Below are 23,998 nucleotides of genomic sequence, written 5' to 3'. Positions count from 1 at the left end.
CGGTTCACGGATCCAGGTCCCTGGCGACGGCACGCATGATCTCGGCGATCTGCTTGGTGTTCTTGCGGTCCGGGTAGCGGCCGCGGCGCAGATCGGGCTGCACCCGGGTCTCCAGCAGCTTGATCATGTCCTCGAGCAGGACCTGGAGCTCGTCGGCGGGACGGCGGCGGGCCTCCGCGACCGACGGCGGCGGATCGAGCAGCCGGACGGACAGCGCCTGCGGGCCCCGGCGGCCGTCGGCGACGCCGAACTCGAGCCGCTGGCCGGTCTTGAGCGCCTCGACACCCTGCGGTAGCGCGGCTTTGCGGATGTAGACGTCGTCGCCACTGTCCTGGGTGACGAAGCCGAAGCCCTTGTCCGCGTCGTACCACTTGACCTTGCCGGTCGGCACTGCCCTCACCGTTCCTTCGCTCAAGTACTCCGGGTGCGTGCGCGGCCGGAGGCGGCCATGCACGACGAACGCGCGCCAGGGGCCTACCCCGAACGCGCGTCCGGCAAGCCTATCGCGACCGGCGGGCTTCGGAGAAGCCGATACCGTGCGCCGCGTCTCGTGGCTTCTCCGGCCAGGGTGCGCTGTCCTAGACTCGGGCGCATGGACGTTCCCGCCCCGCCGAAGCAGATCCGCCAGTCACCGCTGATGAAGGTCGGCGTCGTGCTGTTCGCGATCGGCATGGTGGCCGTCGTCGCCGTGTTCGTGATGTTCGCCGCCGGACTGGAGAATCTGCCGGTGTGGCTGAGCGTCGCGGCGGGTGTCATCACCCCGCTCGGACTCGGGCTCGGCCTGGTCGGACTGGTCAAGGAGGCCCGCAGGGCGCACGCCGCCGAGACGGCCGAGACCACGGCCTCGCCCGGGGCGAGCGCGAGCGGCGCGTAGTCCGGGAAACGGCCTCAGCCCGCGAGCAGTTGCCCGGCGCGCGCCAGCACCTCGCACTGCCGGAACCAGTCCGGCCCGTCCAGCGCGAAGCCGATCCGGTCCGCGCCCGCCTCGGCGTACTCGGCGATCCGGTCGGCGATCTCGGACGGTCCGCCGGTGACCGGAACGCGCTCGGCCACTGACCGGGGCATGCCGTGCGTCCGGACCAGGTCGTGGACGAACGCGTCCCGCCGTCCGCCGTCGCCCGCGGGGAGCAGGTGTGTTCCGTAGGCCACCACGGGGGTGCGGCGTCGCCGCTCGGCGGCGAGCTCCCGCAGGCTTCGCGTCCTGGCGGCCAGTTCCCCGGCGGGCAGCAGCGAGGGCATCCATCCGTCACCGAACCGGGCTGCCCGGCGCAGGGCGGCGTCCGAGGTCCCGCCGATCAGCACGGGCGGCACGGTGGCCGCGGGGGCGAGCGTGACGGTGCTGCCCCCGATCTCGGTCGGCTCGCCGGCGATCAGGCCCGGTAGCGCGGCGAGTGCGGTGTCGGTGCGCTCGCCACGGCCGCGCCGCGGCGCTCCGGCCGCCTGCCAGAACGGTGTGCCGGGGAACCCGCCGGTGCCGACGCCGAGCGCGAGGCGGTCGCCGGAGACGTGCTGCAGCGTCTGGATCTGCGCCGCGAGGTGGACCGTCGAGCGCACCGGCAGCACCAGCACGCCGAACTCGATCCCGATCCGTTCGGTGACGGCGGCGGCGGTCGCCGCGACGACGACGGCCTCCCGTGCGGGGGTGCTGTCCCCGACGATCACATCGGCGACCGACACGTCACCGAGACCGAGGTCCTCGACGTGCCGCGCGGCCGCGGCGAGGCCCCCTCCTGCGTCGAGGACGCCGAGGTCACCGATCGTCGGCAGGCTGACGGAGATTCGCGGTACGTTCATCACCCCAGCCTGTTACCTCAACTATGGTCGAGGTCAATCCGGCAGGGTCAGGACCGGTGCAGGGTGAACCTGCCGATGTTCGCCGACAGCCATGCGGGAAGTTCCCGCAGCGAGCCGAGAACGACCTCCGCGCCGGCGTCGAGCAGGTCGGCCCGCGAGCACGGACCGGTGGTCACGCCGATCCCGACCACCCCGGCCGCGAGCGCGCCCACCATGTCGCCGCGGTGGTCCCCGACGTAGACCGCGGCGCCCTGTTCGACGAGCGCCTGCGCCTTGCCCGCCGCCCACAGTTCGCCGACGAGGTGGTCCACCTCGAACCCGAGCGCGTTCACGTGCAGCTGCGCGTTGGGGCCGTACTTTCCGGTCACCACAAGGATTCTGTCCCCGTCCCGGCGGATCGCGGCGAGCGCTTCGGCGGCACCCGGCAGCGCCACCGTGGCCGGGATGACCACCTCGGGATAGAGCGCCCGGAACCTGGCGACGAACTCGTCCAGCCGGTCCTCCGGGACGCCACGTTCGCGCAGCACCATGTCGAGCGGGGGCCCGAGGTTCGCCGCGAAACGCTCACCCTGCAGGTCCATGCCGACCTCTGCGCCGAGCGTGTCCATCAGCGCGGCCATCCCTGGCCGCGGGTCGATCAGCGTCATGTCGAGGTCGAAACCGATGGTGATACCACCCGATCCACAGTAACGGCGCCCCGGCCGGGGGAAACGAGGTCCAGGATCCGGACGCTGGACGCGCACTCGTTCGACGTAGACCCTCTTGACATTGAGAGCGTTCGTGTCAAGCTGTTTGTGTGGCACAGATCACCAGCTATACCGAGCGGGTCAAGGCCTCACTGCGCGAGGAGCTGCTCGACACCGCCGCCGGGATCCTGCCCGACGTCGGCTACGCCGGGCTCCGCATGGCCGACGTCGCCGCCGGGGTCGGCGTCAGCAGGCAGACCGTCTACAACGAGTTCGGCAGCAAGTCGGCACTCGTGCGCGCGGTCGCGATGCGCACGGCGGCCGAGTTCCACGAGGGCGTGCAGGCGAGACTCGACGCGGCGGACGACCTCGTCGAGGGCACCAGGGCCGCGACCACGTACGTGATCGAGCACGCCCGCGCCGATCGGCTGGTCGCCGCGGCGCTCGGCACCGAGGCCGCCGAGGACCTGGTCCCGTTGATCACCACCCGCGGCGAGCCGATCCTGCGCCGGTCCATCGAGCAGGGCACCGCACACTTCGCCTCCCGGCTCCCTGAAGTCGACATAGCGACCTGCCGACGGCTCGCGGAGACGGTGACCCGGCTGACGATGAGTCACCTGGTCCTGCCCACCGGCACCGCGGCGGAGGCCGCCGAGGCGGTCTGCTCGGTACTGGCACCGCTGTTGGATCACTGCGTCCACGGGTCCGATTTGTCCACAGAGGACACAAAGTAACCGGCGAAATCGAGAGGTGCGAGATGACGGCGACCACCACAGCAGTGCGCACCGGGTTCGGCTCCCTCCGTCGAGGCGGGCTGAACTGGGACGCGTTTCCCCTGCGCCTCTTCGTGAAGGGAAATGCGAAGTTCTGGAATCCGGCCGACATCGACTTCTCCCGCGACCGGCACGACTGGGAGTCACTCAACGACGAGCAACGGCGGTCGGCCACCTATCTGTGCGCGCAGTTCATCGCCGGAGAGGAGGCCGTCACCGAGGACATCCAGCCGTTCATGCAGGCGATGGCGGCGGAGGGCAGGCTTGGCGACGAGATGTACCTGACCCAGTTCTGCTTCGAGGAGGCCAAGCACACCGAGGTGTTCCGGCGCTGGATGGACGCCGTCGGACTGACCGCGGACCTGCACCCCTACGTCGCCGAGAATCCCCACTACCGCAAGCTTTTCTACGAGGAACTTCCGGAATCACTGGGCGTGCTGCGGACGGATCCGAGTCCTGCCAACCAGATCCGCGCCTCCGTCACCTACAACCACGTCATCGAGGGAAGCCTCGCGCTCACCGGCTACTACGCCTGGCAGAAGGTGTGCACCGACCGCAACATTCTGCCGGGAATGCAGGAGCTGGTGCGCCGCATCGGCGACGACGAACGCAGGCACATGGCCTGGGGCACCTTCACCTGCCGCAGGCACATCGCCGCCGACGACTCGCTGTGGGAGGTGGTGCAGCAGCGCATGGGCGAGCTCCTGCCGCACGCGCTCAGCATGATCGAGTGGGTCAACGCGCAGTTCGACGAGCAGCCCTTCGGCATCGACCCGCAGGAGTTCCTGCGGTACGCGGCCGACCGGGCGCAGCGCAGGCTGGGTGCGATCGAGTCGGCGCGCGGCGCCCCCGTCGAGCAGATCGACCTCGACTACAGCCCCGAGGTACTGGAGGAGACCTTCGGCGAGGAGGACGCCCGAGCGCTGGCAGGCTGACCCGGGAGCAGGGCGCGTCCACCGGGTTCTCCCGGAAAGCCCGCCCGGTCGCCGTCGCGCCGTCTACGCTGCTGCGTACCCGGCGCGACGGAGGGAGACCCGTGCCCGTCTTTCTCGGCCGCCTGCTGGCCCGGTTCGCGATCCTGCGCTCCTGGGCGGCACCGTTCGCGGTGGTGCTGTTCGTCTTCGCGACGAGCTGGCCGGTGATGGCGCTCGTCGAGCCCGCGGGCAGCGAGGTCGTCAGCCCGGCGAACTACTGGTGGTGGTTCGTCGTCACGGCGTCCACCGTGGGATACGGCGACTTCTTCCCGGAGTCGCTGGGCGGCCACCTCGTCGGCGTGTACGTGATCATCGGCGGCATCGCCACGCTCACCGCGTTGTTCACCCAACTGGCGAGCCGGATCGAGAAGGCGAAAGGGCGGCGCATGCAGGGATCAGCACCGGTCTCGTTGTCCGGTCACATCGCCGTGCTCGGCTACCTGCCCGGCCGCAGCGAGCAGATCGTCGGCGAACTGCTCGCCGACGCGGGAAGGGCGGTGGTCCTCTGCGCGTGGGACGAGACCTCCGTGCACCCGATGGCCGACCAGGACGTCGACTTCGTTCGCGGCGATCTGACCGACTCGGTGGTACTGCGGCGTGCGGGTGTCGAGCGCGCGCACAGTGTGCTGATCGACGCGCGCGACGACAACGAGGCGCTCGCGATCGCCGTCACCGTCGACCACGTCCACGCCGGCGTCCACCTCGTCGTCGCCCTGCGGGACATGGCGCGGGCGCCGCATCTTCGCTACGTCAACGCGTCCGTCCACTGCGTCCAGTGGCACACCCCGCGGATGATCACCGAGGAACTGCAGGACCCCGGCATCTCGCAGGTGTACGAGGAGCTGGTCACCGCGGGCGGCAACAGCACGTTCTCCACGGAGATTCCGGAGTCGATGGCGGGGGTGACCTTCGGCGACTGCCAGACCGCGCTCGGCAGGCGGTACGGCGCCACCGTCCTCGCCGCCCGTACCGGTGCGAAGTTGCTCGTCAGTCCCGGCTGGGGCACCGAACTCGCGGCGGGCACCCGGCTGTACTACGTCGGGCACGAGCGCATCGCCCCGTCCGCCCTCGCCGCCGCCATCCACGCCCCGCACCCCTGACCCACCCGCGCCGTGACACGGGGTGCCGGAGCGCCCGACACGGGGTGCCGGAGCGCCTGACACGGGGTGCCGGAGCGCCTGACACGGGGTGCCGGAGGGCGTGACACGGGGTGCCGGAGCGCCTGACACGGGGTGCCGGAGGGCGTGACACGGGGTGCCGGAGCGCCTGACACGGGGTGCCGGAAAGCGCGACACGGCGGGTTTGTGTACCGGTATGGCGGGCGGGTGCGGTCCGGCCGGGTGGTCAGGCGTGCTCGGTGTTCGCGGCGGCGGAGAGGCCGAGCAGGTCGATCGACTTCTCACGCATCTCGACCTTGCGGACCTTGCCGGTGACCGTCATCGGGAACTCCTCGACGACGTGCACGTAGCGCGGGATCTTGTAGCGCGCCAGCCTGCCCTCGCAGAACGCGCGCACCGTCTCCTCGGTCAGCGGCTCGGCGCCCTCGCGCATCCGCACCCAGGCCATCAGCTCCTCGCCGTACTTGGTGTCCGGGACGCCGATGACCTGCGCGTCGAGGATGTCCGGGTGGGTGTAGAGGAACTCCTCGATCTCGCGGGGGTACAGATTCTCCCCGCCGCGGATCACCATGTCCTTGATCCGGCCGGTGATGTTGACGTACCCCTCGTCGTCCATCACCGCCAGGTCGCCGGTGTGCATCCAGCGGGCGCGGTCGATCGCCTCGTCCGTCTTGTCCGGCTGGTTCCAGTAGCCGAGCATCACCGAGTACCCACGGGTGCACAGCTCACCGGTCTGCCCGCGCGGCACGGTCAGCCCGGTCTCCGGGTCGACGACCTTGACCTCCAGATGCGGCCCGACCCGGCCGACGGTGGAGACGCGGCGCTGCACCGAGTCGTCGGCGCGGGTCTGGGTGGAGACCGGCGAGGTCTCGGTCATGCCGTAACAGATCGACACCTCGGCCATCCCCATCCGGTCGATGACCTGCTTCATCACCTCGACCGGGCACGGCGAACCGGCCATGATGCCGGTCCGCAGAGTCGACAGGTCGTAGTCGCCGAAAGTGGGCTCGGCGAGCTCGGCGATGAACATCGTCGGCACCCCGTAGAGCGAGGTGCACCGTTCGGCCGCGACGGCGGCGAGGCTGGCCTTCGGATCGAACGCGGGCGCCGGGATCACCATGGTGCTGCCGTGCGAGGTGCACGCCAGGTTTCCCATCACCATGCCGAAACAGTGGTAGAAGGGCACCGGGATGCAGACGCGGTCGGCCTCGGTGTAGTTGCACAGTTCGCCGACGAAGTAACCGTTGTTCAGGATGTTGTGGTGCGAGAGGGTGGCGCCCTTGGGGAAACCGGTGGTGCCGGAGGTGTACTGGATGTTGATCGGGTCGTCGGCACTGAGCCCGGCCCGCTTCTCCGCCAGCCTCTCGGCCGACGCCGCCGCGTCACCCTGCTTTCCCTTGTCCAGCAAGGAGTTCCAGGCATCGTGACCGAGTAGCACGACGTGCCGCAGCTCCGCGCACTTCGGCCGGACCTGCTCGATCATCGCCGCGTAGTCGGAGGTCTTGAAGCTCTCCGCGGCGACGAGCATCGTGACCCCGGCCTGGTTCAGCACGAACTCCAGCTCGTGCGAGCGGTACGCGGGGTTGATGTTGACCAGGATCGCGCCGATCTTCGCCGTGGCGTACTGCGTGAGTGTCCACTCGGCACAGTTCGGCGCCCAGATACCGACGCGGTCACCCTTGCCGATGCCGGCGTCGAGCAGGCCGAGCGCCAGCGCGTCGACGTCGGCGGCCAGTTCGCGGTACGTCCAGCGGCGCTCGGTGGCGCATTCGACGAGAGCGTCCCGGTCGCCGTGGGCGGCGACGGTGCGGTCGAGGTTGTCCCCGATGGTGTCCCCGAGCAGCGGGGCGGCGGAGATCCCGGACGCGTAACTCGGCACCGCTGGCGAGACCGGCATGGGGCCCTCCTTCTGATCGGTTCCTGGCGACACCGAGTCTAGGAACCGGAAGTGATCCGGGCCACCTCCAGGTGGAGAGGGTTACCGTGTGATCATGCGCTTCCACCTCGTCGACGCTTTCGCGGACCAGGCCTTCTCCGGCAACACGGCCGGCGTCGTACTGCTCGACGCCCCCGCCGGCGAACGGTGGATGCAGGACGTGGCGGCGGAGTTCAAGCATCCGGAGACGGCCTTCGTGGTGACCTCCGGCGAGGGCCCGGCACCGCTGCGCTGGTTCACCCCCACCGTCGAGGTCGCCCTCTGCGGGCACGCCACTCTGGCGACCGCACACGTGCTCGGCGGCGAACAGACATTCAGCACCCTCAGCGGCGAACTCCGTTGCCGGGCCGAGGACGGCTGGGTCACCCTGGACTTCCCCGCCGACCCGCCCGCCCCGGTGGCCGGAGCCGAACAGGACCGGGTGGCGCGAGCACTCGGCGGCCTGCCGGTGGAGTACCTCGGGCGCGGCGAGCACGACCTGCTGGCCGTGCTGCGCGGCGGCGCGGACGTGCGCGGCCTGCAACCCGATCTCGACGCGATCGCCGACCTCGGCCCCCGCGCCCTGATCGTCACGGCCCCCGGCGACCGGGACGGCATCGACATGGTGAGCAGGGTCTTCGGCCCCGCCGTCGGCATCGACGAGGACCCGGTGACCGGATCGGCGCACTGCACGCTCGCGCCGTACTGGGCCCGGCGGAGCGGGCGCGGCGAACTGGTCGGTGAGCAGGCGTCGGCTCGCGGCGGGATCGTCCGGATGGACCTGCGCGGGGACCGGGTGCTCCTGGCGGGCCGCGCGATCACCGTGGCCTCCGGCGAACTGCACGTCTGACGGCGGCGCGGCGCACAGCGGGACAAAGGGGACAATGGACAGATGAACCTGATCTTGAACGTGATCTGGCTGGTGCTCTCGGGTTTCTGGATGGCGATCGGATACGCGGTCGCCGGCGTCATCTGCTGCGTCCTCATCATCACGATCCCGTTCGGCATCGCGTCGTTCCGGATGGCGAACTACGCGCTGTGGCCCTTCGGCCGCACACTGATCGACCGCCGGGGGGCCGGAGCGGGCTCCCTGCTCGGCAACATCATCTGGGTGATCTTCGCGGGCTGGTGGCTGACCCTCGGCCACATCGTCACCGGCATCCTGCTGTGTATCACGATCATCGGCATCCCCCTGGGAATCGCCAACTTCAAGATGGTGCCGGTGTCGATCCTGCCGCTGGGCAAGGACATCGTCAGCGTGCCCTGAGTACCGGAACGAGAATCCCCGCCCCGGAAGGCTTTCCAGGGCGGGGATTCTCGTCTGTGATCCGGTCAGCCGACGGCGAGCGGCGTCTCGTCGAAGGTGCCGCGGAACGAGGCCGCGTCCCTCGTGCCGGCGAAGTTCTCCTCGACCTGGGCGATCTCGGCAGCGTTCGGCTGCGGGTTCTTGCACTCCGGGCCCGCGCTGGCGCCGGACATCAGGTCCTCGCACAGTCCGGTGCGATCGTCGGGAAGACCGAGGATGTGGCCGAGTTCGTGCGCGGCGATCCGGGTGGTGTCGTGGCCCTCGGTGACGGCCTGGCGGCCGAACCAGATGGTGCCGACGCCGAGTTCGATCGTCTGCGCCCGTGGCCAGCCGTCGTCGGCGACGATCTCGATGGTCGCCTCGCCGCCCTTCTCCAGCTTGATGCTCGGCACCGCCTCGTTCCACACGGCGGCACCCGCGTCCACGGCGTCCTGGAACTCCTCCGCACCGGTCGCGTCGTAGTAGATCGTCCGGACCTGCTCCGATACGGGATCCGCCGACGCCGTCGCGGGAACCGCACCGAGCGGGATCAGCAGTGCAGCCATGCCTGCGAGCAACAGGCGGACCTTCCGAGCGGCCATGACGAACTCCTCGCTGTGTCAGCGGACCCGGCAGCCGAGCCGGCGCGGGCCACGTGTTCTCGGGCCAGCCGACGGTATCCACGCCAATACCGTGCGGCCAACTGTCCGAAATACACCATCAGCACGGGTTTCCGGTGAACACGCAGGTCATACGTCCGGGGACGGAGCCGGTTCGGCAACACGTCACGACGAAAGTAGCTGCGGGCCCGCTCAGTCGACGGGTTCGAACGGCAGCTCGACGACGAGACACGGCCCGCCCACGAAGAGGCCGCCGTCGATGCCGAGCACCCGCCCGCCCGCGTAGAGGAACGGGCCCTCGATCTGCGCCGGGTGGATGCCGAGCTGATCGGCGATAACGCTGTGCCCGTGCACGATCCGCTCGCCGCCCAGGCGCTTCAGCAGCGCGTCGGCCACCTCGGGCCCGTTCGGGCCGCGGAACGCGTATCGGGTGGTCATCCGCCGCCAGACGTCCCACCAGGCAACGAGATCGTCGCTCTCCAACACTTCACGGACGGAGGCGTTGATCTCCTCGGCGCCCAGGCCCCAGTCCAGGTACTCCATCGTGTCGGAGTGCATCAGCAGGTGATCGGCGGCGTGCGCGATCAGCGGCCGGGCGGTGAGCCAGTCGACATGCTCGTCGGTGAGCGCGTCCTGGTCGGAGCGCATCCCGCCGTTGATCTCCCAGCTACGGGCGAAGCTGCGCGGGCCGAAGTCGGAGGGGACGTCGGTGTCGCCGAAGTGGTACATGCCCAGCAGCAGGATCTCGTGGTTGCCGAGCAGGCTTTCCACCTGCCCGCCCGCCGCCTCGGCCTGCTCCTGCAGGTTCATCACCAGGTCGATGGCACCCACACCGTCCGGGCCGCGGTCGACGAAGTCGCCGAGGAACCACAGGTGCGCCGTGCCGCCCGCCCAGTCGTCGGCCTCGTCGACGAGGCCCCGCGCGCGCAGCTCGTCGGCCAGCTCGTCGCGGTGGCCGTGCACATCGCCCACGACGTAGGTGGCGACCTCGTCCCCCTGTTGGTCCTCGCTCACAGGCACGACGATAAGCCTTGCTCACCGTCGTGTGGTGTCACCCCGCCCCGAACGGATCAGCGGTTCGCCCGATCAAGTCAGCGATCGAGTCGATCACCACGGTCGGCCGGTACGGATAGTGCTCGGCGGACTGACGGGTGGAGATCCCGGTGAGTACCAGCACCGTGCGCAGTCCCGCCTCGATACCGGCGTGCACGTCGGTGTCCATCCGGTCGCCGATCATCAGCGTCTCGTCCGAGTGCGCGCCGAGTGCCCGCAGCGCCGACCGCATCATCAGCGGGTTCGGCTTGCCCACGTAGTAGGGCTGGCGGCCGGTGGCCTTCTCGATCAGCGCGGCGATGGATCCGGTGGCGGGCAGCGAACCCTCCATACTCGGCCCGGTCGCGTCCGGGTTGGTGGCGATGAACTTCGCACCACCCTCGATCAGCCGGATCGCCCTGGTGATCGCGGTGAAGCTGTACGTCCGGGTCTCGCCGAGCACCACGTAGTCCGGGTCGCGGTCGGTCAGCACGTAACCCGCCTCGTGCAGCGCGGTGGTCAGGCCGGCCTCGCCGATGACGAACGCGGAGCCGCCGGGGCGCTGGTTGCGCAGGAACTCGGCGGTGGCCAGCGCCGAAGTCCAGATCGACGTCTCCGGCACGTCCAGCCCTGTACGTGCCAGCCGGGCCCGCAGGTCGCGCGGGGTGTAGATCGAGTTGTTGGTCAGCACCAGGAAGCCGATTCCGTTGCTGCGCAACTCCGCCAGGAACTCGTCCGCGCCCGGCACCAGGTGCTCCTCCCGCACCAGCACGCCGTCCATGTCCGTCAGGTAGTTCCACCGGTGCTCGGTCATGCTCTCCAGCCTAAGCCCTGGCCGGCACGATGTTCACGCACCGGAAGGGTGCACCGCGATCGTCGCGGCCTTCACCGACAGCTCGATCGCGCTGCCCGGCTGGAGTTCCAGCTCCGCGACGGCGGCGGCGGTGAGGTCGGCGGTCACCCCCTCGGCCCAGCCCGCCCCGCTCGCCCGCAGGCGCACCACCGCGCCGTGCGGCTCCAGCGAGCCGACCACGGCTGGGGCCAGGTTGCGCGGGCTGCCGGTGCCGGACGTCCCGGCCCGGTACACGGCCACCGCGGACGGCGGGAACACGGCGACCGCCGGCTCGCCCGGCACCACGTCCGCCGCGGCGATCCCGGCCAGCTCGGCACCGGAGGCGACGCGCACACCGTCCGCGTTCGCCGTGCCGGCGACCAGGTTCAACCCGGCGATGCTGGCGGTGAACGGTGTCCGGGGCGCGGCCAGCACGTCCCGGGTCGGGCCCTGCTCGACGATCCGGCCGCCGGCGAGCACCACCACCCGGTCGGCGATCGACAGCGCGTCGAGTGGATCGTGGGTGACCAGCACGCAGGCCCGCCCGGACCGTTCGGCGGCAGATCCTTCGGCAGCAGGTCCTTCGACAGCAGAGCGTTCGGCAGCAGAGCGCAGCACCCGGCGCAGCAGGGCCCGGATCGCCGGTGCCGCGTCCACGTCCAGCGCGGCGAGCGGCTCGTCCAGCAGCAGCAGGTCCGGCTCCCCGGCCAGTGCCCTGGCGAGCGCGACGCGCTGTGCCTGCCCGCCGGAGAGCTGCGCCGGCTTGCGGTCCCCGAAGCCGGCCGCGTCCACCTCCGCCAGCCAGCGCCGGGCCACCTCCCGCGCCCTCGCCTTCGGCACACCGCGCGACTGCGGCGCGAAAGCGACGTTGTCCACAATGGATAGATGCGGGAAGAGCAGGGCGTCCTGGGACAGCATGCCCACGCCCCGCGAATGCGGTGGCACGTGCGTGCGAGGGGACCGGGTCAGCACCCGTCCGCCGAGTGAGATCGTGCCGGTGTCCGGCACCAGCAGTCCCGCCAGGCATCCCAGCAGGGTGGATTTCCCGGACCCGTTCGGGCCCAGCACGGCCACCACACCGCCCGGCGGCACGTCCAGGTCGAGCTCCAGCGAGAACTCGGGCCTGCGGAAGCCGAAGCTCGCCCGCAGGCCGGTCACCTGGCCCCCTCCAGCGACCGGGGACGGGCCACGACGATCACCAGTACCGCCACCAGTACGAGCAGCAGTGCCAGCGCCACCGCACTGTCCACATCGGATTCCGACTGGGCGTACACCTCCAGCGGCAGCGTGCGGGTGACACCTTCCAGGCTGCCGGCGAAGGTAATCGTCGCACCGAACTCGCCGAGCGCCCTGGCGAAGCTCAGCACCATCCCGGAGCCGAGCGCCGGCAGCAGCAGCGGGAGGGTGACCCGCCGGAACACCGTCCACGGCCGTGCGCCGAGCGTCGCCGCGACGTTCTCGTACCGGGTACCGGCGCCCCGTAGCGCCCCTTCCAGGCTCACCACCAGGAACGGCATCGCGACGAAGGTCTGCGCGATCACCACCGCCGTCGTGGTGAACGGCACCCGCACGCCGGCCGTGACGTCCAGCAGGTAGCCGAGAAAACCGTTGCGCCCCAACAGGTACAGCAGCGCAAGCCCACCCACGACCGGAGGCAGGACCAGCGGCAGCAGCACGATCGCACGCAGCAGCCGGATCCCGCGTACCCGCGAACGTGCCAGCACCACGGCCAGCGGCACCCCGAGCAGCACGCTGAACAGCGTGGACAGGGCCGCCGTGGTCAGCGAGAGCTGGAGCGCGTTGAGCGAGGCGGGTGTGGCGATCAGTTCTGGGAACCGGGTGAGGTCGGAGCGGACCAGCAGGCCCAGCACCGGCAGTACCACCAGCCCCAGCCCGAGCCCGGCCGGAATCCACAGCACCCAGGGCACCGCGGACGAGGGCGAACGGCCGCCCGCACGGCCGTTCGCCCTCATCGCCTCCGCGCCGCCCCCGGGTCTACGGCCTGCCAAACCCGACCTTGCCGAGTTCCTCGGTGCCCGCCGCGCCCCGCACGAACTCGGTGAACTCCCGCGCCAGATCGGCCTGCGGGGCGTCGGTCAGTACGGCGATCGGGTAGCGGTTGACCGCACCCGCCGCTTCCGGGAAGTCGATCTTCTCCACCTTGCCCGCGGCCGAGGTGGCGTCGGTGACGTAGACGAGACCGGCGTCGGCCTCGCCGGCCTGCACCTTCGCCAGCACACCCTTGACGTCCTGCTCCTCGCTGACGGGAGTGAGCGCGACCCCGGCGGACTTCTCCACCGTCTCGGCGGCGGATCCGCACGGCACCTGCGGGGCGCACACCACCAGCGTCAGGCCGGGCTGGGCGAGATCGGCGAATCCCCTGACGCCCTTGGGGTTCCCCGGCGGCACGGCGATCGTCAGCGTGTTGGTGGCGAAGACGGCGGGCTCACCGTCGGCGCGGCCGGCGGCGGTCACCTTCTCCATGTTCTTCTCGTCCGCCGAGGCGAAGACGTCCGCGGCCGCGCCCTCGTCGATCTGCTGGGCGAGCTTCGAGGAGGCGCCGAGGTTGAGCGTCACGTCGACGCCGGGATGCTCGGCCTCGAAGCGCTTCTCCAGCGCGCCGAACGACTCGGTGAGCGAGGCGGCGGCGAACACCGTCAGCGTGCGCGGGGCTCCGGCCCCGTCGTCGGCTGCCCCCTCGGCGTCTCCCCCGGCCGCACCGCAGGCCGTGCTGAATAGGGCGAGCGCGGACAGCGCCACGACGGTCTTTCTCATTGCGCTCCTCCTGGGGTTTCCACCACGACATGGGTCGCCTTGACCACGGCGACGGCCAGCACGCCCGGTTCGAGACCGAGTTCGTTCACGGCCTCGGCACTCATCAGCGAGACGATCGTGTGCGGCCCGCACTGGAGCTCCACCTTCGCCATCACGCGGTCGGCGACGACGTCGGTGACCAGGCCGACGAAGCGGTTGCGGGCGGATCGGCCCACTCCGGAGGGATCGTCCGGGGCCTCGGCCTGGGCGCGGGCGAACGCGGCGAGCTTCGCGCCGTCGACGACCTTTCGGCCCGCGTGGTCCTCCTCCGCGTCGAGCGCTCCGGCGCGGACCCAGCGCCGGACGGTGTCGTCACTGACTCCGAGCAATCTGGCGGCCTCGGAGAACCGGAACTGCGGCATGGGCGGAACATTATCGCCGCAGGTGCGGAAAATCCACCCGGACAGGCGACGAAACTCCGTGTACCCCAAGGAACAACGGGGCCGCGCCGAAATAATTGTCGCTCTGCCTACAAGTCACGTTCGACCGGTTTCGGCACTACCCTAAGAGAGATGACAGCGGTACACCTCGGGCTTCCCCGGGTACCCAATGCCCAGACGGCAGCACAGCCCCGTCCGGACGACCCCGCGCTGATCGACACCTTCGGCCGGGTCGCCACCGATCTGCGGGTCTCGCTGACCGACAAGTGCAACCTCCGCTGCACCTACTGCATGCCCGCGGAGGGCCTCGACTGGATGCCCGGCGACCAGCTCCTCTCCGACGACGAGTTGGTTCACCTGCTGACGATCGCCGTCGAACGGCTCGGCGTGACCGACATCCGGCTGACCGGCGGCGAACCTCTGCTGCGCCCGGGACTGGAAGGCCTGATCGCCCGCGTCGCCGCGCTCGAACCGCGTCCGCGCATGTCCATGACCACCAACGGCATCGGGCTCGCCAAGCGCGCGAAGGGACTGGCCGAGGCCGGCCTCGACCGGATCAACGTCTCGCTGGACACCGTCGACGCGGCCACCTTCCGGGAGATCACCCGGCGCGACCGGCTGCCGCACGTACTCGCCGGGCTGGCCGCCGCGCGCGAGGCCGGGATGAACCCGGTGAAGATCAACTCGGTGCTGATGCGCGGCACCAACGAGCACCAGGCCACCTCTCTTCTGCGCTACTGCGTGGAGAACGGCTACCACCTGCGATTCATCGAGCAGATGCCGCTGGACGCGCAGCACGGCTGGATCCGCGGCGAGATGATCACCGCCGCCGAGATCCTCGACCTGCTGGGCACCGAGTTCACCCTCAGCCCGAGCCCAAGCGTGCGCGGCGGGGCTCCCGCCGAACGATGGCTGGTCGACGGCGGGCCTGCCGAGGTCGGTGTGATCGCCTCGGTGACCCGGCCGTTCTGTTCGGACTGCGAGCGCACCCGGCTGACCGCCGACGGTGCCGTCCGCTCCTGCCTGTTCTCCACCGAGGAGACGGACCTGCGGCGGCTGTTGCGCGGCGGGGCAGGCGACGAGGCCGTGGCCGAGGCGTGGCGGGCGACGATGTGGGCCAAACTGGCCGGACACGAGATCAACGAAGCCGGATTCGCACAGCCGATCCGGCCGATGAGCGCCATCGGAGGCTGAACATGACAGTGCCGCCTTCCGGAGCCACGTCCCCGGGCCCGGTGCAGCACGACCTGGCCACCGGGCACGCGACGACGGTGCTGGTCCGGTACTTCGCGGCCGCCCGTGCGGCCACCTCCATCGACGAGGAACTGGTCCAGCTGCCGGCCGGGGCGAGCGTGGCCGACGCGGTCGCCGCGCTGCGTGAGCGCCACCCCGCGGCGCTGCCCAGGATTCTCGACGCGGCCAGCTTCCTGCTCGACGGCGTGGCCGTACGGGACACCTCGGCCCGTTTGCCCGACGGCACCCAGCTCGACGTGCTGCCGCCGTTCGCGGGCGGCTGAATTTCCGGCCTTGCGACCCCACTCCCGTCGCGGCTTTTCGCCGTCGCTCGCTCACCTGAGCGTTTCCGGCGGTTCACCAGCCGGACGCTCGGCTCCGGCACCGTGTCCGGCAGCGCGATCCACCGGCTCCTCCGGCGCCACTCGAAGAGCCTCGCCGGGGCGCTCCGGAGGCGTCGCGAAGGCCTGCGGAGAGGCCGCACGGATGGCCCATTCACTCCACAATCACGTGACCCAGGCCTCACGATCAGTGAAATATCTCGGCTAGGAAACGGCCAGATAACGAGCCTCTGACCAGCATAAACAGTACGATCGCACGAGGTTGCGCACTGTTACTGTGACGTAGGTCACGGCTTGTATGATTTCCGATCACGCTCACCGTTACGTACCGTCGCTTCTCGGTTGGCCCCGACCGACCAAAGCACCACCCGGGAATCCGATGCGCCGAGCCCTGTCCGGCGGAATCCCGGCCAATACCCCGAGCGAAAGAAAACTTCCGGACAGGGACGGAGGGGGACGGAAACCGCCGCCACAAGCGACGGCCAACGTCAGCCGGCTGAAACGCCGGCCAGATCCATGTGGTCTGCCCTGTGCGAGATTTCGTAGGCGCGGAGGATGAGACCGAGTCGAAATGGCTTATCGAGGCAAGCACCGCAAGGCTTCCGCTGCTTCGCGGCACATCGCCCGCGTCGCTGTCGCGGGTATGGCCGTCGGCGCCCCGTTGGCGATCGCTGCGACCCCCGCGCAGGCCGAAGGCACCAACTGGGACGCGATCGCACAGTGCGAGAGCGGTAACAACTGGAGCACCAACACCGGCAACGGCTACTCCGGTGGTCTGCAGTTCTCCCCGAGCACCTGGAAGGCCTACGGCGGCCAGGGCAGCGCGCACAACGCGTCCCGTGACGAGCAGATCGCCGTCGCCGAGCGCGTGAAGCAGGGCCAGGGCATCGGCGCCTGGCCGGTGTGCGGCAAGAAGGCCGGCGCGTCCGGCAGCTACTCGGCCAAGAACTCCGAGGGCAGCAAGTCGCAGCAGAAGAAGAGCACCCCCAAGAAGGCCGAGAAGTCGACCTCGAAGCAGCAGAGCAAGAAGGCCGCTCCGCAGCAGAAGTCCACCGCTCCGGCCACCGGTGTCGCCACTTCGAACCCGGCCGGTGACTACACCGTCCAGGCGGGCGACACGCTGGCGAAGATCGCCCAGCAGAACAACGTCGAGGGTGGGTTCGCGAAGCTCCAGCAGCTCAACGACCAGTTCATCCCGAACGCCGACTTCATCGTCGTCGGCCAGAAGATCGCCACCAAGTGATCCGTGCGGACCACTGAGGTCCGCGCTCGCTGATCACCTGGACGAAGGCCGATCAGGCACATCGAAAGGGCCCCACCGCGAGTTCCCCCGGCGGTGGGGCCCTTTCGCGTCCGCACGCCCGCTTGCCACGTGCGGCTGCAGAGCACGTCTGCACATGCACGAGAGGCCCTTAGGGTGCCCGAGGGTGAACCAGGCCGTGGACGGCCGTTTCAGGCACTCTCCGGCGATCTCAGCGGCTTTTCGGCGTTCGCGTAGCCGCTCACACGCCCTCGGTGACCGCCGGATCCGCCGTAGACGGGAACGGCGACGTCCTGAGGTGGCATTCCGGGGCGCTGGGCGGGCCGCGCACCGGCCCGGGAACCCATCCGGTACCCGGCCCAGGGATTCAGGGCGAGTTGACCCACTCGTCCGTGCCGTCGGTGAAGCGCTGGTGCTTCCAGACCGGCAGCCGCGACTTCACCTCGTCGACCAGTTCCGCACAGGCCTCGAATGCCTCCGCCCGGTGCTCTGCCGCCACCGCGACCGCGAGTGCCACATCGCCGATCCGCAGCGCGCCGATCCGGTGGCTCACGGCCACCGCCCGCAGGCCGTTGCGCCTGCCCGCGACCTCCGCGACCACCCTCGCCAGCACGTCGCCCGCGGTCGGATGCCCTTCGTAGTCGAGGGTGCTGACCGAACGGCCGCCGTCGTGATCCCGCACCACGCCACCGAAACTGACCACCGCGCCCGCCGCCCGGTCGTCCACCAGCGCGGCGTGCTCCTCCACCGTCACCGGCGTCTCGGTGACCTGCGCCAGCGCGACGCGAGCGGGCGCACCCGCACCGGCCGCGGGCCCGCCGCCACCGTGCGTGCCGTGGTCGCCGCCGTGCAACTGATCGACGGCGTGGTCGAGAACGCCCTCCAGCACCTCGAGACCGTCCCGCACACCGCCCCGCGAACCGGGAAGGTTGACCACCAGCGTCCGGCCGGCCACCCCGGCGACGCCCCGGGACAGGATCGCGGTCGGCACCTTGCCACTCCCCGCGGCGCGAACCGCGTCGGCGACCCCGGGCAACCGGTAGTCCAGCACCGGGACCGTGGCCTCCGGCGTACGGTCGGTCGGCGAGATACCGGTGCCCCCGGTCGTGACGACCACGTGCACCTCCTCGGCCAGGCAGGCCCGCAGCGCCCGCGTCACCGGCTCGCCGTCCTCGACGACGATCGGCTCCCCCGCGTCGAAACCGTGCTCGGTGAGCCACTCCGCGATGATCGGTCCGGTGCGGTCCGGGTAGACACCCGCGGCCGCCCGGTTCGACGCCACGACCACCCGTGCGGTGCGATTCATCGCTGCTCCCCTTCCGCCGGACGGCGCCAGTCTCCCGACTTGCCGCCCTCCTTGGTCTCCAGCCGGACGCCGTCGAGAGTGGCCGCCGGGTCGACCGCCTTGATCATGTCGTGGACCGTGAGCCCGGCGACCGCCACAGCGGTCAGCGCCTCCATCTCGACGCCGGTGCGCCCGGTGGTGCGTGTCGTCGCCCGGATACGCACCTCGGCATCACCGAGTTCGAACCCGACGTCCACTCCGGACAGTGCGATCGGATGGCACAGCGGCACGAGATCGGGGGTCCGCTTGGCACCCATGATCCCGGCGATCCTGGCGGTGGCGAGCGCGTCGCCCTTCGGCAGGCCGTTGGCGGAGAGCAGCCCGATCACCTCGGCCGTGGTGCGCACGGTGCCGGTGGCGGTGGCCGTCCGGGAGGTCACGGACTTGGCGGTGATGTCGACCATGCGAGCGGCGCCCGCGTCGTCGAGATGGCTCAGTTCGCTCACCACACCACGCTAACCCGCGCGCCGGTCACCCGCTTCGATGCCGGGCCGCCGCACCAGCACTTTCCGCAATATGTCGACGTATTGCGATACCTCGTGCACAAGGCATCGCAATACGTCGACATATTGCGGTCTTGTGGTCAGGCGTTCTCGCGGCGGGCGGCGGCCTTCACTGCGTCGGCCACCGCCGGGGCGACCGCCGAGTCGAACACGCTGGGCACGATGAACGAGGCGTTCAGCCTGCCGTCCACCACCACGTCGGCGATCGCGTCGGCGGCGGCCAGCAGCATCTCGTCGTCGATCTGGTGCGCCTGCGCGTCGAGCAGCCCGCGGAACACGCCGGGGAAGGCCAGCACGTTGTTGATCTGGTTCGGGTAGTCGCTGCGGCCGGTGGCGACGACGGCGGCGTGCCGCTGAGCCTCCATCGGATCGACCTCCGGGTCCGGGTTGGCCAGCGCGAAGACGATCGGGTCGGCGGCCATGGAGCGCACCTGCTCCGCACCGAACAGGTTGGGCGCGGAGACGCCGATGAACACGTCCGCCCCGGCGAGCGCCTCGTGCAGCGTGCCCGAGACGTTCTCCTTGTTCGTCCGCTCCGCGATGGAGCGCAGGTTGTCGTCCAGGTTCGGCCGGGCGGAGTGGACGATCCCGTCGATGTCCGCGGCGACGATGTCGGCCGGGCCCTTGCGCAGCAGCAGCCGGATGATCGCCGAGCCCGCCGCTCCGACGCCGCTGATCACGATCTTGCAGTCCGCCATGTTCTTGCCGACCACGCGCAGCGCGTTGCGCAGCGCCGCGACGACGACGATCGCGGTCCCGTGCTGGTCGTCGTGGAAGACGGGGATGTCCAGCTTCTCGCGCAGCCGCGCCTCGATCTCGAAGCAGCGCGGAGCGGCGATGTCCTCCAGGTTGATGCCCGCGTACACCGGCGCGAGCGCCTTGACGATCGAGATGATCTCCTCGGTGTCCTGGGTGTCCAGGCAGACCGGCCAGGCGTCGACGTCGGCGAACTTCTTGAACAGCGCCGCCTTGCCCTCCATCACCGGCAGCGCGGCAGCGGGGCCGATGTTGCCGAGACCGAGCACGGCCGAACCGTCGGTGACCACGGCGACGGTGTTGCGCTTGATGGTCAGCCTGCGCGCGTCCTCGGGGTTCGCCGCGATCGCCTGGCAGACGCGGGCGACGCCGGGCGTGTACGCGCGGGACAGGTCGTCACGGTTGCGGAGGGCGACCTTGGGGCTGACCTCGAGCTTGCCGCCGAGGTGGATGAGGAAGGTCCGGTCGGAGACCTTGCGGACCTTCACGCCCGGCAGGGCGTCGAGGGCCTGCCGGGTGTCCTCGGCGTGATCGGCCGAGAGCACGTTGACGCTGATGTCGACGACGATCGCGTCGGCGTGCGACTCCACGACGTCGAACGCCGTGAGCACCCCGCCCACCTGGCCGACGGCGGTGGTCAGATCCCCCGCGGCACTCGACGAGGGCGGCGCCTCGACACGGACGGTGATCGAATATCCCGGACCGGGAACCGGCATGGCACTAACCCCCGCGGCGAAGCTGGACAACCTGACGGGGCAACCCTAGTCCCGTGACCGGGGCCACCTCTGACCTGGCGGTTTACCCGCCGGTAGCCGGAGGTGGCTACTTGTTGATCTCGGTTTCCGGGTGCACGTAGGGCACGTTCTCGAGCGGGAACGTGACGTCGCCGAACGGGGAGAGAGCGCCCTGCCGGTCCGCCGCCAACTCGGAGACGGGATGCTCGCCCGGTGCCACCTTCGGCCACGTCGGGTCGATCCCGTTGTTCCTGGCCTTCTCGCCCTTCGCCACGACAGTCCTCCACGCACCTGGTCCACTACGGCTTCGTCCAGTGTGCCCGACCAGCGCCGGGGGGCGGCACCCCAGGTGCCGGTATCCTCGCTCACGATGCCCGCGATCTCGCTTGCGGACTGGCTGCGCTCGCTTCCCGACGACGCGCTCGCCGCGCTGCTGCGCACCAGGCGCGACCTGGCCACGCCGCCGCCGTCCGATTCCACCGTGCTCGCCACCAGGGCGGGCACGCCGGGTTCGGTGGCGCGCGCCTGCGAGGACCTGGACACCTTCACCCTCGCCGTGCTGGAGACCCTGCTGGTGGCCGGGGCGGACACCGAGGCGGTGCCGAGGTCGGAGCTCGCCGGGCTGCTCGGCACCAGCCCCGGCGAGACACTGGATCTCCTGCGCGCCAAGGCACTCGTCTGGGGTGAGGACGAGGCGCTGCGGATCGCTCCGGCCGCCCGCGAGGTGTTCGGCCCCTACCCCGCCGGCCTCGGCCGGGCGGTACCCGCGCTGACCCCGGAGACCGTGCGCGCCGCGCTGGCAGAGACCGGCGAGGCGGAGCGCGCGCTGCTGCGCACCCTCGCCGCGGGGCCGCCGGTCGGCCGGACCAGGGACGCCGCGACCTCGCCCGCACCGGAACGAGCGGAGACCCCGGTGCACCGGTTGCTGGCCCTCGGCCTGCTGCTGCGCCGGGACGAGCAGACCGTCGAGCTGCCGAGGGAGGCCGGGATCGCGCTGCGCGACGGGCGGGTCCTTCCCGCCGGGCGGCTCACCGAACCGGACCTGCCCACCCGCTCGCACGAACAGTCCACTGTGGACTCAGCGGCAGCCGGCGAGGCGATGGAGTTCTTGCGGCACATGGAAACCCTGGTGCTGCTGTGGTCGCAGCAACCGCCGCCGGTGCTGAAATCCGGCGGGCTGGGTGTCCGGGAGCTGCGCAGGCTCGCGAAGGAGACCGAGGTCGACGACGCCGGGGCCACCCTGCTCGCCGAGCTCGCCGTCGGCGCGGGACTGGTCGCGGACAGCCAGTCGACCACCCCCGAGTGGGTACCGACCACGCTCGCCGACTCCTGGCTGGCCTCCGCGCCTGCCCAGCGCTGGGTGCCGCTGGCGCAGGCCTGGCTGGACCTGCCGCGGTTGCCGGGAATGGCCGGCGGGCGCGACGCCAAGGACAAGCCCGTCGCCCCGCTCTCCGAGGAGCTGCGCCGTCCGCAGGCCCCGGCCGTGCGCAGGCGGGTCCTGGACGCGCTCGCCGAACTGCCGAACGGCACCGGCGTGACCGCCGTCGACGACCTGGTCGCGATGCTGGCCTGGCGGGCTCCCCGCCGGGGCGGCAGGCTGCGCGACGAGACGGTCCACTGGACGATGGCGGAGGCCTCGGCACTGGGTGTGGTCGCCCTCGGCGCGCTGGGCACGGCGGCGAGCGCGCTGCTAGACGACGACCGCGCGGGCGCGACCACGGCGATGATCGACGCGCTGCCCGACCCGGTCGACCAGGTACTGGTGCAGGCAGACCTGACGGTCGTCGCGCCAGGACCGCTGGAACCCGAGCTGGCCACCAGGATCACCGCGGTCGCCGACGTGGAGTCCTCCGGGCACGCGACCGTCTACCGGATCACCGAGACCTCCGTGCGCAGGGCGCTCGACGCCGGGCGCACGGCGGACGAGCTGCACGAACTGTTCCGCGTCCACTCGGCGACCGCGGTGCCGCAGTCGCTGACGTACCTGATCGACGACGTCGCCCGCAGGCACGGCAGGCTGCGCGGCGGCGTGGCCGGCTCGTTCCTGCGCTGCGACGACGACGTGCTGATCGCGGAGGTGCTGGGCACTCCGGCCGCGGCCGACCTGGACCTGCGGCGGATCGCACCGACGGTGCTGGTCAGTCCGCTGCCGCTGGCCGAGGTGCTGGACGGGTTGCGGTCGGCCGGTTTCGCCCCGGCCGCGGAGGGCCCGGACGGCCGGGTGATCGACCTGCGCCCGGCGGGCAGGCGGGTCCCGGCCGCACCGCGGCGGGCGCGTACGGCCGTCCCGGCACCGACCGTCAACGCCGACCAGCTCGCGATGATCGTCCGGCACGTCCGCGCGGGCGACCGGGCCGCCGGGACGCGCAGGGGCGCGACGGTGGGCGCGCACCGCGGCGGCGGCACGGACACCTCGGCCACGCTCGCGCTGCTGGCCGAGGCGACCCGTGAACGGCGTGAGGTCTGGATCGGCTTCGTCGACTCGCACGGCACCGCCAGCCAGCGGGTGGTCACCCCGGTGCGGGTCGGCGGCGGCATGCTGGAGGGCAGCGGCAACGAGCGCTTTCCCTTGCACCGCATCACGTCCGCGGCGCTGGTGGAGGACTGAGGCGGAGCGGCTACAGCGAGCGCAGGCCGTGCAGTACCCGTTCCATGAACTCGCGGGAGGAACGGTCACCGAACATCAGGCCGGGCTGGTGGATCAGTACGAGTCCCGCGTCGGCCATGTCGCCCACCATCACCTTGACGACGCCGAGCGGCAGCCGCAGGTGGGCGGCGACCTCGGCGACGGATCGGGTCTCGACGCACAGGTCGCAGATGGCGCGCTGCTCGACGGAGGCGACGCCCGCGTAACGGCGGCCGCGCTCACTGGTCGAGACGAGGGCCTCCAGCGCGAGATCGTTGTCCGGGCGGGTGCGGCCGCGGGTGCGCGCGTAGGGCCGGAACCGGGAACGCGAGACCGTCTTCTTGCTCTCCTGCACCGGAACCGCGGCGAACGTGCCGCTGCCGATCAACGCGGAGACCTCGCCGAGTTCGAACCTGCCGGGCGAGTCGAGTCCCTCGCGTTCGGTTGCCCGGTGGAGCTGTTCCCAGCCCGCGGACACGGTCTGCGTGTCCGGCTCGGTCCATCGCGGTCTGCGGACCATTCGGCTACCCCCGTACCCCGTCCCCGTGCCGCACCCGCGGCCCGGGATCCACCTGCTCGCCCACGCGGTCGGCGAGAACCGTCATCTCGTACGCGACCGTGCCGATGTCGCAGCTCCGCGCCGCGAGCACGGCGAGGCAGGACCCGTCGGCAACGGTGGTGAGGAACAGGTAGCCCTGCTCCATGTCGATCACCGTCTGGGTCACCGCGCCGGCCTCGAAGCACTGGGCCGCGCCGGTGGTGAGACTGATCAGCCCGGAGGCGACGGCGGAGAGCTGCTCGCCGCGGTCCGGCGGCAACCGGTCGGAACCGGCGACCAGGAGACCGTCTGCGGAGACGAACGCGCCGTGCGCGGCCCCGGGAACGCGCCGGACCAGGTCGGAGACGAGCGAGGTGAAGGTGTCCTCGGTGGCCGTGGCCGTCACCCGCCGCACCTCCTGCCCGTCGTCGAACCCGC

General features: G+C 70.9%; 27 protein-coding genes. 10 read left to right on the top strand and 17 right to left on the bottom strand.

Features of this window, described 5'->3' with window-relative positions; all coding sequences use genetic code 11:
* Positions 1-4: 4 nt before the first annotated feature.
* Positions 5-391 (bottom strand): cold-shock protein, encoded by a 387-nt coding sequence (locus tag CFN78_RS24470; RefSeq protein ID WP_094865369.1) that lies wholly within the window; start codon positions 389-391, stop codon positions 5-7.
* 201 nt (positions 392-592) lie between these two features.
* On the opposite strand from CFN78_RS24470, the gene CFN78_RS24465 reads away from it, so the two are divergent.
* Positions 593-874, top strand: a complete 282-nt coding sequence (locus tag CFN78_RS24465) for a hypothetical protein (RefSeq protein WP_094865368.1) — start codon at positions 593-595, stop codon at positions 872-874.
* Positions 875-888: 14 nt separating this feature from the next.
* On the opposite strand, the gene CFN78_RS24460 is transcribed toward CFN78_RS24465, so the two are convergent.
* Positions 889-1,794, bottom strand: coding sequence for an LLM class flavin-dependent oxidoreductase (locus tag CFN78_RS24460; protein ID WP_094865367.1), 906 nt, complete (start codon positions 1,792-1,794; stop codon positions 889-891).
* Between the two features lie 47 nt (positions 1,795-1,841).
* On the bottom strand, positions 1,842-2,459 hold the full coding sequence (locus CFN78_RS24455) for an HAD family hydrolase (protein WP_276307378.1): 618 nt from the start codon (positions 2,457-2,459) through the stop codon (positions 1,842-1,844).
* 131 nt (positions 2,460-2,590) lie between these two features.
* Between CFN78_RS24455 and CFN78_RS24450 the strand changes: the two genes are divergently transcribed.
* The 3 genes from CFN78_RS24450 (at position 2,591) to CFN78_RS24440 (ending at position 5,327) form a co-directional block, all read left to right on the top strand.
* The gene (locus CFN78_RS24450) at positions 2,591-3,214 is read left to right on the top strand and encodes a TetR/AcrR family transcriptional regulator (RefSeq protein ID WP_205660640.1); all 624 of its coding nucleotides are present in this window, start codon (positions 2,591-2,593) and stop codon (positions 3,212-3,214) included.
* 23 nt (positions 3,215-3,237) lie between these two features.
* Complete coding sequence (locus CFN78_RS24445) at positions 3,238-4,188, top strand: R2-like ligand-binding oxidase (RefSeq protein ID WP_094865365.1); 951 nt, start codon at positions 3,238-3,240, stop codon at positions 4,186-4,188.
* 101 nt (positions 4,189-4,289) lie between these two features.
* Positions 4,290-5,327 carry a potassium channel family protein gene (locus tag CFN78_RS24440; protein ID WP_094865364.1) on the top strand — a complete coding sequence of 346 codons (1,038 nt, stop codon included), beginning with the start codon at positions 4,290-4,292 and terminating at the stop codon, positions 5,325-5,327.
* 244 nt (positions 5,328-5,571) lie between these two features.
* Here the strand turns inward: CFN78_RS24440 and CFN78_RS24435 are convergent, their stop codons facing one another.
* The gene (locus CFN78_RS24435; protein WP_094865363.1) at positions 5,572-7,242 is read right to left on the bottom strand and encodes an AMP-binding protein; all 1,671 of its coding nucleotides are present in this window, start codon (positions 7,240-7,242) and stop codon (positions 5,572-5,574) included.
* A gap of 94 nt (positions 7,243-7,336) precedes the next feature.
* On the opposite strand from CFN78_RS24435, the gene CFN78_RS24430 reads away from it, so the two are divergent.
* Both CFN78_RS24430 and CFN78_RS24425 read left to right on the top strand, forming a co-directional pair.
* Positions 7,337-8,110: a PhzF family phenazine biosynthesis protein gene (locus CFN78_RS24430; protein WP_094865456.1), complete on the top strand. Its 774-nt coding sequence runs from the start codon at positions 7,337-7,339 to the stop codon at positions 8,108-8,110.
* Between the two features lie 42 nt (positions 8,111-8,152).
* A complete protein-coding gene (locus CFN78_RS24425) occupies positions 8,153-8,527 on the top strand; it encodes a YccF domain-containing protein (RefSeq protein WP_094865362.1) in 375 nt (124 codons plus the stop codon).
* A gap of 65 nt (positions 8,528-8,592) precedes the next feature.
* Here CFN78_RS24425 and CFN78_RS24420 read toward each other — a convergent pair whose 3' ends face one another.
* The 7 genes from CFN78_RS24420 to CFN78_RS24390 all read right to left on the bottom strand — a co-directional run bounded on the left by CFN78_RS24420 (position 8,593) and on the right by CFN78_RS24390 (position 14,205).
* Positions 8,593-9,147: a snapalysin family zinc-dependent metalloprotease gene (locus CFN78_RS24420; protein ID WP_094865361.1), complete on the bottom strand. Its 555-nt coding sequence runs from the start codon at positions 9,145-9,147 to the stop codon at positions 8,593-8,595.
* Positions 9,148-9,357: 210 nt separating this feature from the next.
* On the bottom strand, positions 9,358-10,179 hold the full coding sequence (locus CFN78_RS24415) for a metallophosphoesterase (RefSeq protein WP_094865360.1): 822 nt from the start codon (positions 10,177-10,179) through the stop codon (positions 9,358-9,360).
* 37 nt (positions 10,180-10,216) lie between these two features.
* Positions 10,217-11,011: an HAD-IIA family hydrolase gene (locus CFN78_RS24410; protein WP_094865359.1), complete on the bottom strand. Its 795-nt coding sequence runs from the start codon at positions 11,009-11,011 to the stop codon at positions 10,217-10,219.
* A 33-nt stretch (positions 11,012-11,044) separates the two neighbouring features.
* Positions 11,045-12,187, bottom strand: a complete 1,143-nt coding sequence (locus CFN78_RS24405; RefSeq protein WP_420807922.1) for a sulfate/molybdate ABC transporter ATP-binding protein — start codon at positions 12,185-12,187, stop codon at positions 11,045-11,047.
* A complete protein-coding gene (locus CFN78_RS24400) occupies positions 12,184-13,002 on the bottom strand; it encodes an ABC transporter permease (RefSeq protein ID WP_094865358.1) in 819 nt (272 codons plus the stop codon). Before CFN78_RS24400 ends, CFN78_RS24405 begins: the two co-directional genes overlap by 4 nt.
* Before the next feature lie 22 nt (positions 13,003-13,024).
* Positions 13,025-13,804 carry a molybdate ABC transporter substrate-binding protein gene (gene modA, locus CFN78_RS24395; protein WP_094865357.1) on the bottom strand — a complete coding sequence of 260 codons (780 nt, stop codon included), beginning with the start codon at positions 13,802-13,804 and terminating at the stop codon, positions 13,025-13,027.
* Entirely contained in the window at positions 13,801-14,205 is a 405-nt protein-coding gene (locus CFN78_RS24390; protein ID WP_094865356.1) for a TOBE domain-containing protein, read from the bottom strand. Before CFN78_RS24390 ends, modA begins: the two co-directional genes overlap by 4 nt.
* A 150-nt stretch (positions 14,206-14,355) precedes the next feature.
* Here CFN78_RS24390 and moaA point away from each other — a divergent pair, with 150 nt between their 5' ends.
* The 3 genes from moaA (at position 14,356) to CFN78_RS24375 (ending at position 17,040) form a co-directional block, all read left to right on the top strand.
* Complete coding sequence (gene moaA / locus CFN78_RS24385) at positions 14,356-15,417, top strand: GTP 3',8-cyclase MoaA (protein WP_094865355.1); 1,062 nt, start codon at positions 14,356-14,358, stop codon at positions 15,415-15,417.
* A 2-nt stretch (positions 15,418-15,419) separates the two neighbouring features.
* Positions 15,420-15,740 (top strand): MoaD/ThiS family protein, encoded by a 321-nt coding sequence (locus tag CFN78_RS24380; RefSeq protein WP_094865354.1) that lies wholly within the window; start codon positions 15,420-15,422, stop codon positions 15,738-15,740.
* A gap of 628 nt (positions 15,741-16,368) precedes the next feature.
* Positions 16,369-17,040, top strand: coding sequence for a LysM peptidoglycan-binding domain-containing protein (locus CFN78_RS24375; protein ID WP_094865353.1), 672 nt, complete (start codon positions 16,369-16,371; stop codon positions 17,038-17,040).
* A gap of 385 nt (positions 17,041-17,425) precedes the next feature.
* Here the strand turns inward: CFN78_RS24375 and CFN78_RS24370 are convergent, their stop codons facing one another.
* The 4 genes from CFN78_RS24370 to CFN78_RS24355 all read right to left on the bottom strand — a co-directional run bounded on the left by CFN78_RS24370 (position 17,426) and on the right by CFN78_RS24355 (position 20,670).
* On the bottom strand, positions 17,426-18,364 hold the full coding sequence (locus CFN78_RS24370; protein WP_094865352.1) for a molybdenum cofactor biosynthesis protein MoaE: 939 nt from the start codon (positions 18,362-18,364) through the stop codon (positions 17,426-17,428).
* Complete coding sequence (moaC, locus tag CFN78_RS24365; protein ID WP_094865454.1) at positions 18,361-18,849, bottom strand: cyclic pyranopterin monophosphate synthase MoaC; 489 nt, start codon at positions 18,847-18,849, stop codon at positions 18,361-18,363. The genes CFN78_RS24370 and moaC overlap by 4 nt, the downstream gene beginning before the upstream one ends.
* Positions 18,850-18,986: 137 nt before the next feature.
* On the bottom strand, positions 18,987-20,378 hold the full coding sequence (locus tag CFN78_RS24360) for an NAD-dependent malic enzyme (RefSeq protein WP_094865351.1): 1,392 nt from the start codon (positions 20,376-20,378) through the stop codon (positions 18,987-18,989).
* A gap of 106 nt (positions 20,379-20,484) precedes the next feature.
* Positions 20,485-20,670 carry a hypothetical protein gene (locus CFN78_RS24355; protein WP_094865350.1) on the bottom strand — a complete coding sequence of 62 codons (186 nt, stop codon included), beginning with the start codon at positions 20,668-20,670 and terminating at the stop codon, positions 20,485-20,487.
* A 96-nt stretch (positions 20,671-20,766) separates the two neighbouring features.
* On the opposite strand from CFN78_RS24355, the gene CFN78_RS24350 reads away from it, so the two are divergent.
* Positions 20,767-23,004, top strand: a complete 2,238-nt coding sequence (locus CFN78_RS24350; RefSeq protein WP_094865349.1) for a helicase-associated domain-containing protein — start codon at positions 20,767-20,769, stop codon at positions 23,002-23,004.
* Positions 23,005-23,014: 10 nt separating this feature from the next.
* Here CFN78_RS24350 and CFN78_RS24345 read toward each other — a convergent pair whose 3' ends face one another.
* Together CFN78_RS24345 and CFN78_RS24340 are read right to left on the bottom strand one after the other, a co-directional pair.
* Positions 23,015-23,542 carry a DUF742 domain-containing protein gene (locus CFN78_RS24345; RefSeq protein ID WP_094865348.1) on the bottom strand — a complete coding sequence of 176 codons (528 nt, stop codon included), beginning with the start codon at positions 23,540-23,542 and terminating at the stop codon, positions 23,015-23,017.
* A gap of 4 nt (positions 23,543-23,546) precedes the next feature.
* Positions 23,547-23,966, bottom strand: coding sequence for a roadblock/LC7 domain-containing protein (locus tag CFN78_RS24340; RefSeq protein WP_094865453.1), 420 nt, complete (start codon positions 23,964-23,966; stop codon positions 23,547-23,549).
* Between the last annotated feature and the right edge of the window lie 32 nt (positions 23,967-23,998).

Source organism: Amycolatopsis antarctica, from assembly GCF_002262875.1.
GTDB classification, from domain to species: domain Bacteria; phylum Actinomycetota; class Actinomycetes; order Mycobacteriales; family Pseudonocardiaceae; genus Amycolatopsis; species Amycolatopsis antarctica.
Note: the sequence above shows the minus strand (reverse complement) of the source record. Positions and strands in the feature narration are given on the sequence as shown.

What these genes read in the sequence shown, in the direction of transcription:
- CFN78_RS24420 (WP_094865361.1), bottom strand. Translation starts at nt 9,147, where the DNA reads ATGGCCGCTCGGAAGGTCCGCCTGTTGCTCGCAGGCATGGCTGCACTG.
- CFN78_RS24445 (WP_094865365.1), top strand. Translation starts at nt 3,238, where the DNA reads ATGACGGCGACCACCACAGCAGTGCGCACCGGGTTCGGCTCCCTCCGT.
- CFN78_RS24390 (WP_094865356.1), bottom strand. Translation starts at nt 14,205, where the DNA reads ATGCCGCAGTTCCGGTTCTCCGAGGCCGCCAGATTGCTCGGAGTCAGT.
- modA (WP_094865357.1), bottom strand. Translation starts at nt 13,804, where the DNA reads ATGAGAAAGACCGTCGTGGCGCTGTCCGCGCTCGCCCTATTCAGCACG.
- CFN78_RS24350 (WP_094865349.1), top strand. Translation starts at nt 20,767, where the DNA reads ATGCCCGCGATCTCGCTTGCGGACTGGCTGCGCTCGCTTCCCGACGAC.
- CFN78_RS24460 (WP_094865367.1), bottom strand. Translation starts at nt 1,794, where the DNA reads ATGAACGTACCGCGAATCTCCGTCAGCCTGCCGACGATCGGTGACCTC.
- CFN78_RS24380 (WP_094865354.1), top strand. Translation starts at nt 15,420, where the DNA reads ATGACAGTGCCGCCTTCCGGAGCCACGTCCCCGGGCCCGGTGCAGCAC.
- CFN78_RS24430 (WP_094865456.1), top strand. Translation starts at nt 7,337, where the DNA reads ATGCGCTTCCACCTCGTCGACGCTTTCGCGGACCAGGCCTTCTCCGGC.
- CFN78_RS24425 (WP_094865362.1), top strand. Translation starts at nt 8,153, where the DNA reads ATGAACCTGATCTTGAACGTGATCTGGCTGGTGCTCTCGGGTTTCTGG.
- CFN78_RS24360 (WP_094865351.1), bottom strand. Translation starts at nt 20,378, where the DNA reads ATGCCGGTTCCCGGTCCGGGATATTCGATCACCGTCCGTGTCGAGGCG.
- CFN78_RS24465 (WP_094865368.1), top strand. Translation starts at nt 593, where the DNA reads ATGGACGTTCCCGCCCCGCCGAAGCAGATCCGCCAGTCACCGCTGATG.
- CFN78_RS24410 (WP_094865359.1), bottom strand. Translation starts at nt 11,011, where the DNA reads ATGACCGAGCACCGGTGGAACTACCTGACGGACATGGACGGCGTGCTG.
- CFN78_RS24400 (WP_094865358.1), bottom strand. Translation starts at nt 13,002, where the DNA reads ATGAGGGCGAACGGCCGTGCGGGCGGCCGTTCGCCCTCGTCCGCGGTG.
- CFN78_RS24435 (WP_094865363.1), bottom strand. Translation starts at nt 7,242, where the DNA reads ATGCCGGTCTCGCCAGCGGTGCCGAGTTACGCGTCCGGGATCTCCGCC.
- CFN78_RS24370 (WP_094865352.1), bottom strand. Translation starts at nt 18,364, where the DNA reads ATGAATCGCACCGCACGGGTGGTCGTGGCGTCGAACCGGGCGGCCGCG.
- moaA (WP_094865355.1), top strand. Translation starts at nt 14,356, where the DNA reads ATGACAGCGGTACACCTCGGGCTTCCCCGGGTACCCAATGCCCAGACG.
- CFN78_RS24345 (WP_094865348.1), bottom strand. Translation starts at nt 23,542, where the DNA reads ATGGTCCGCAGACCGCGATGGACCGAGCCGGACACGCAGACCGTGTCC.
- CFN78_RS24375 (WP_094865353.1), top strand. Translation starts at nt 16,369, where the DNA reads ATGGCTTATCGAGGCAAGCACCGCAAGGCTTCCGCTGCTTCGCGGCAC.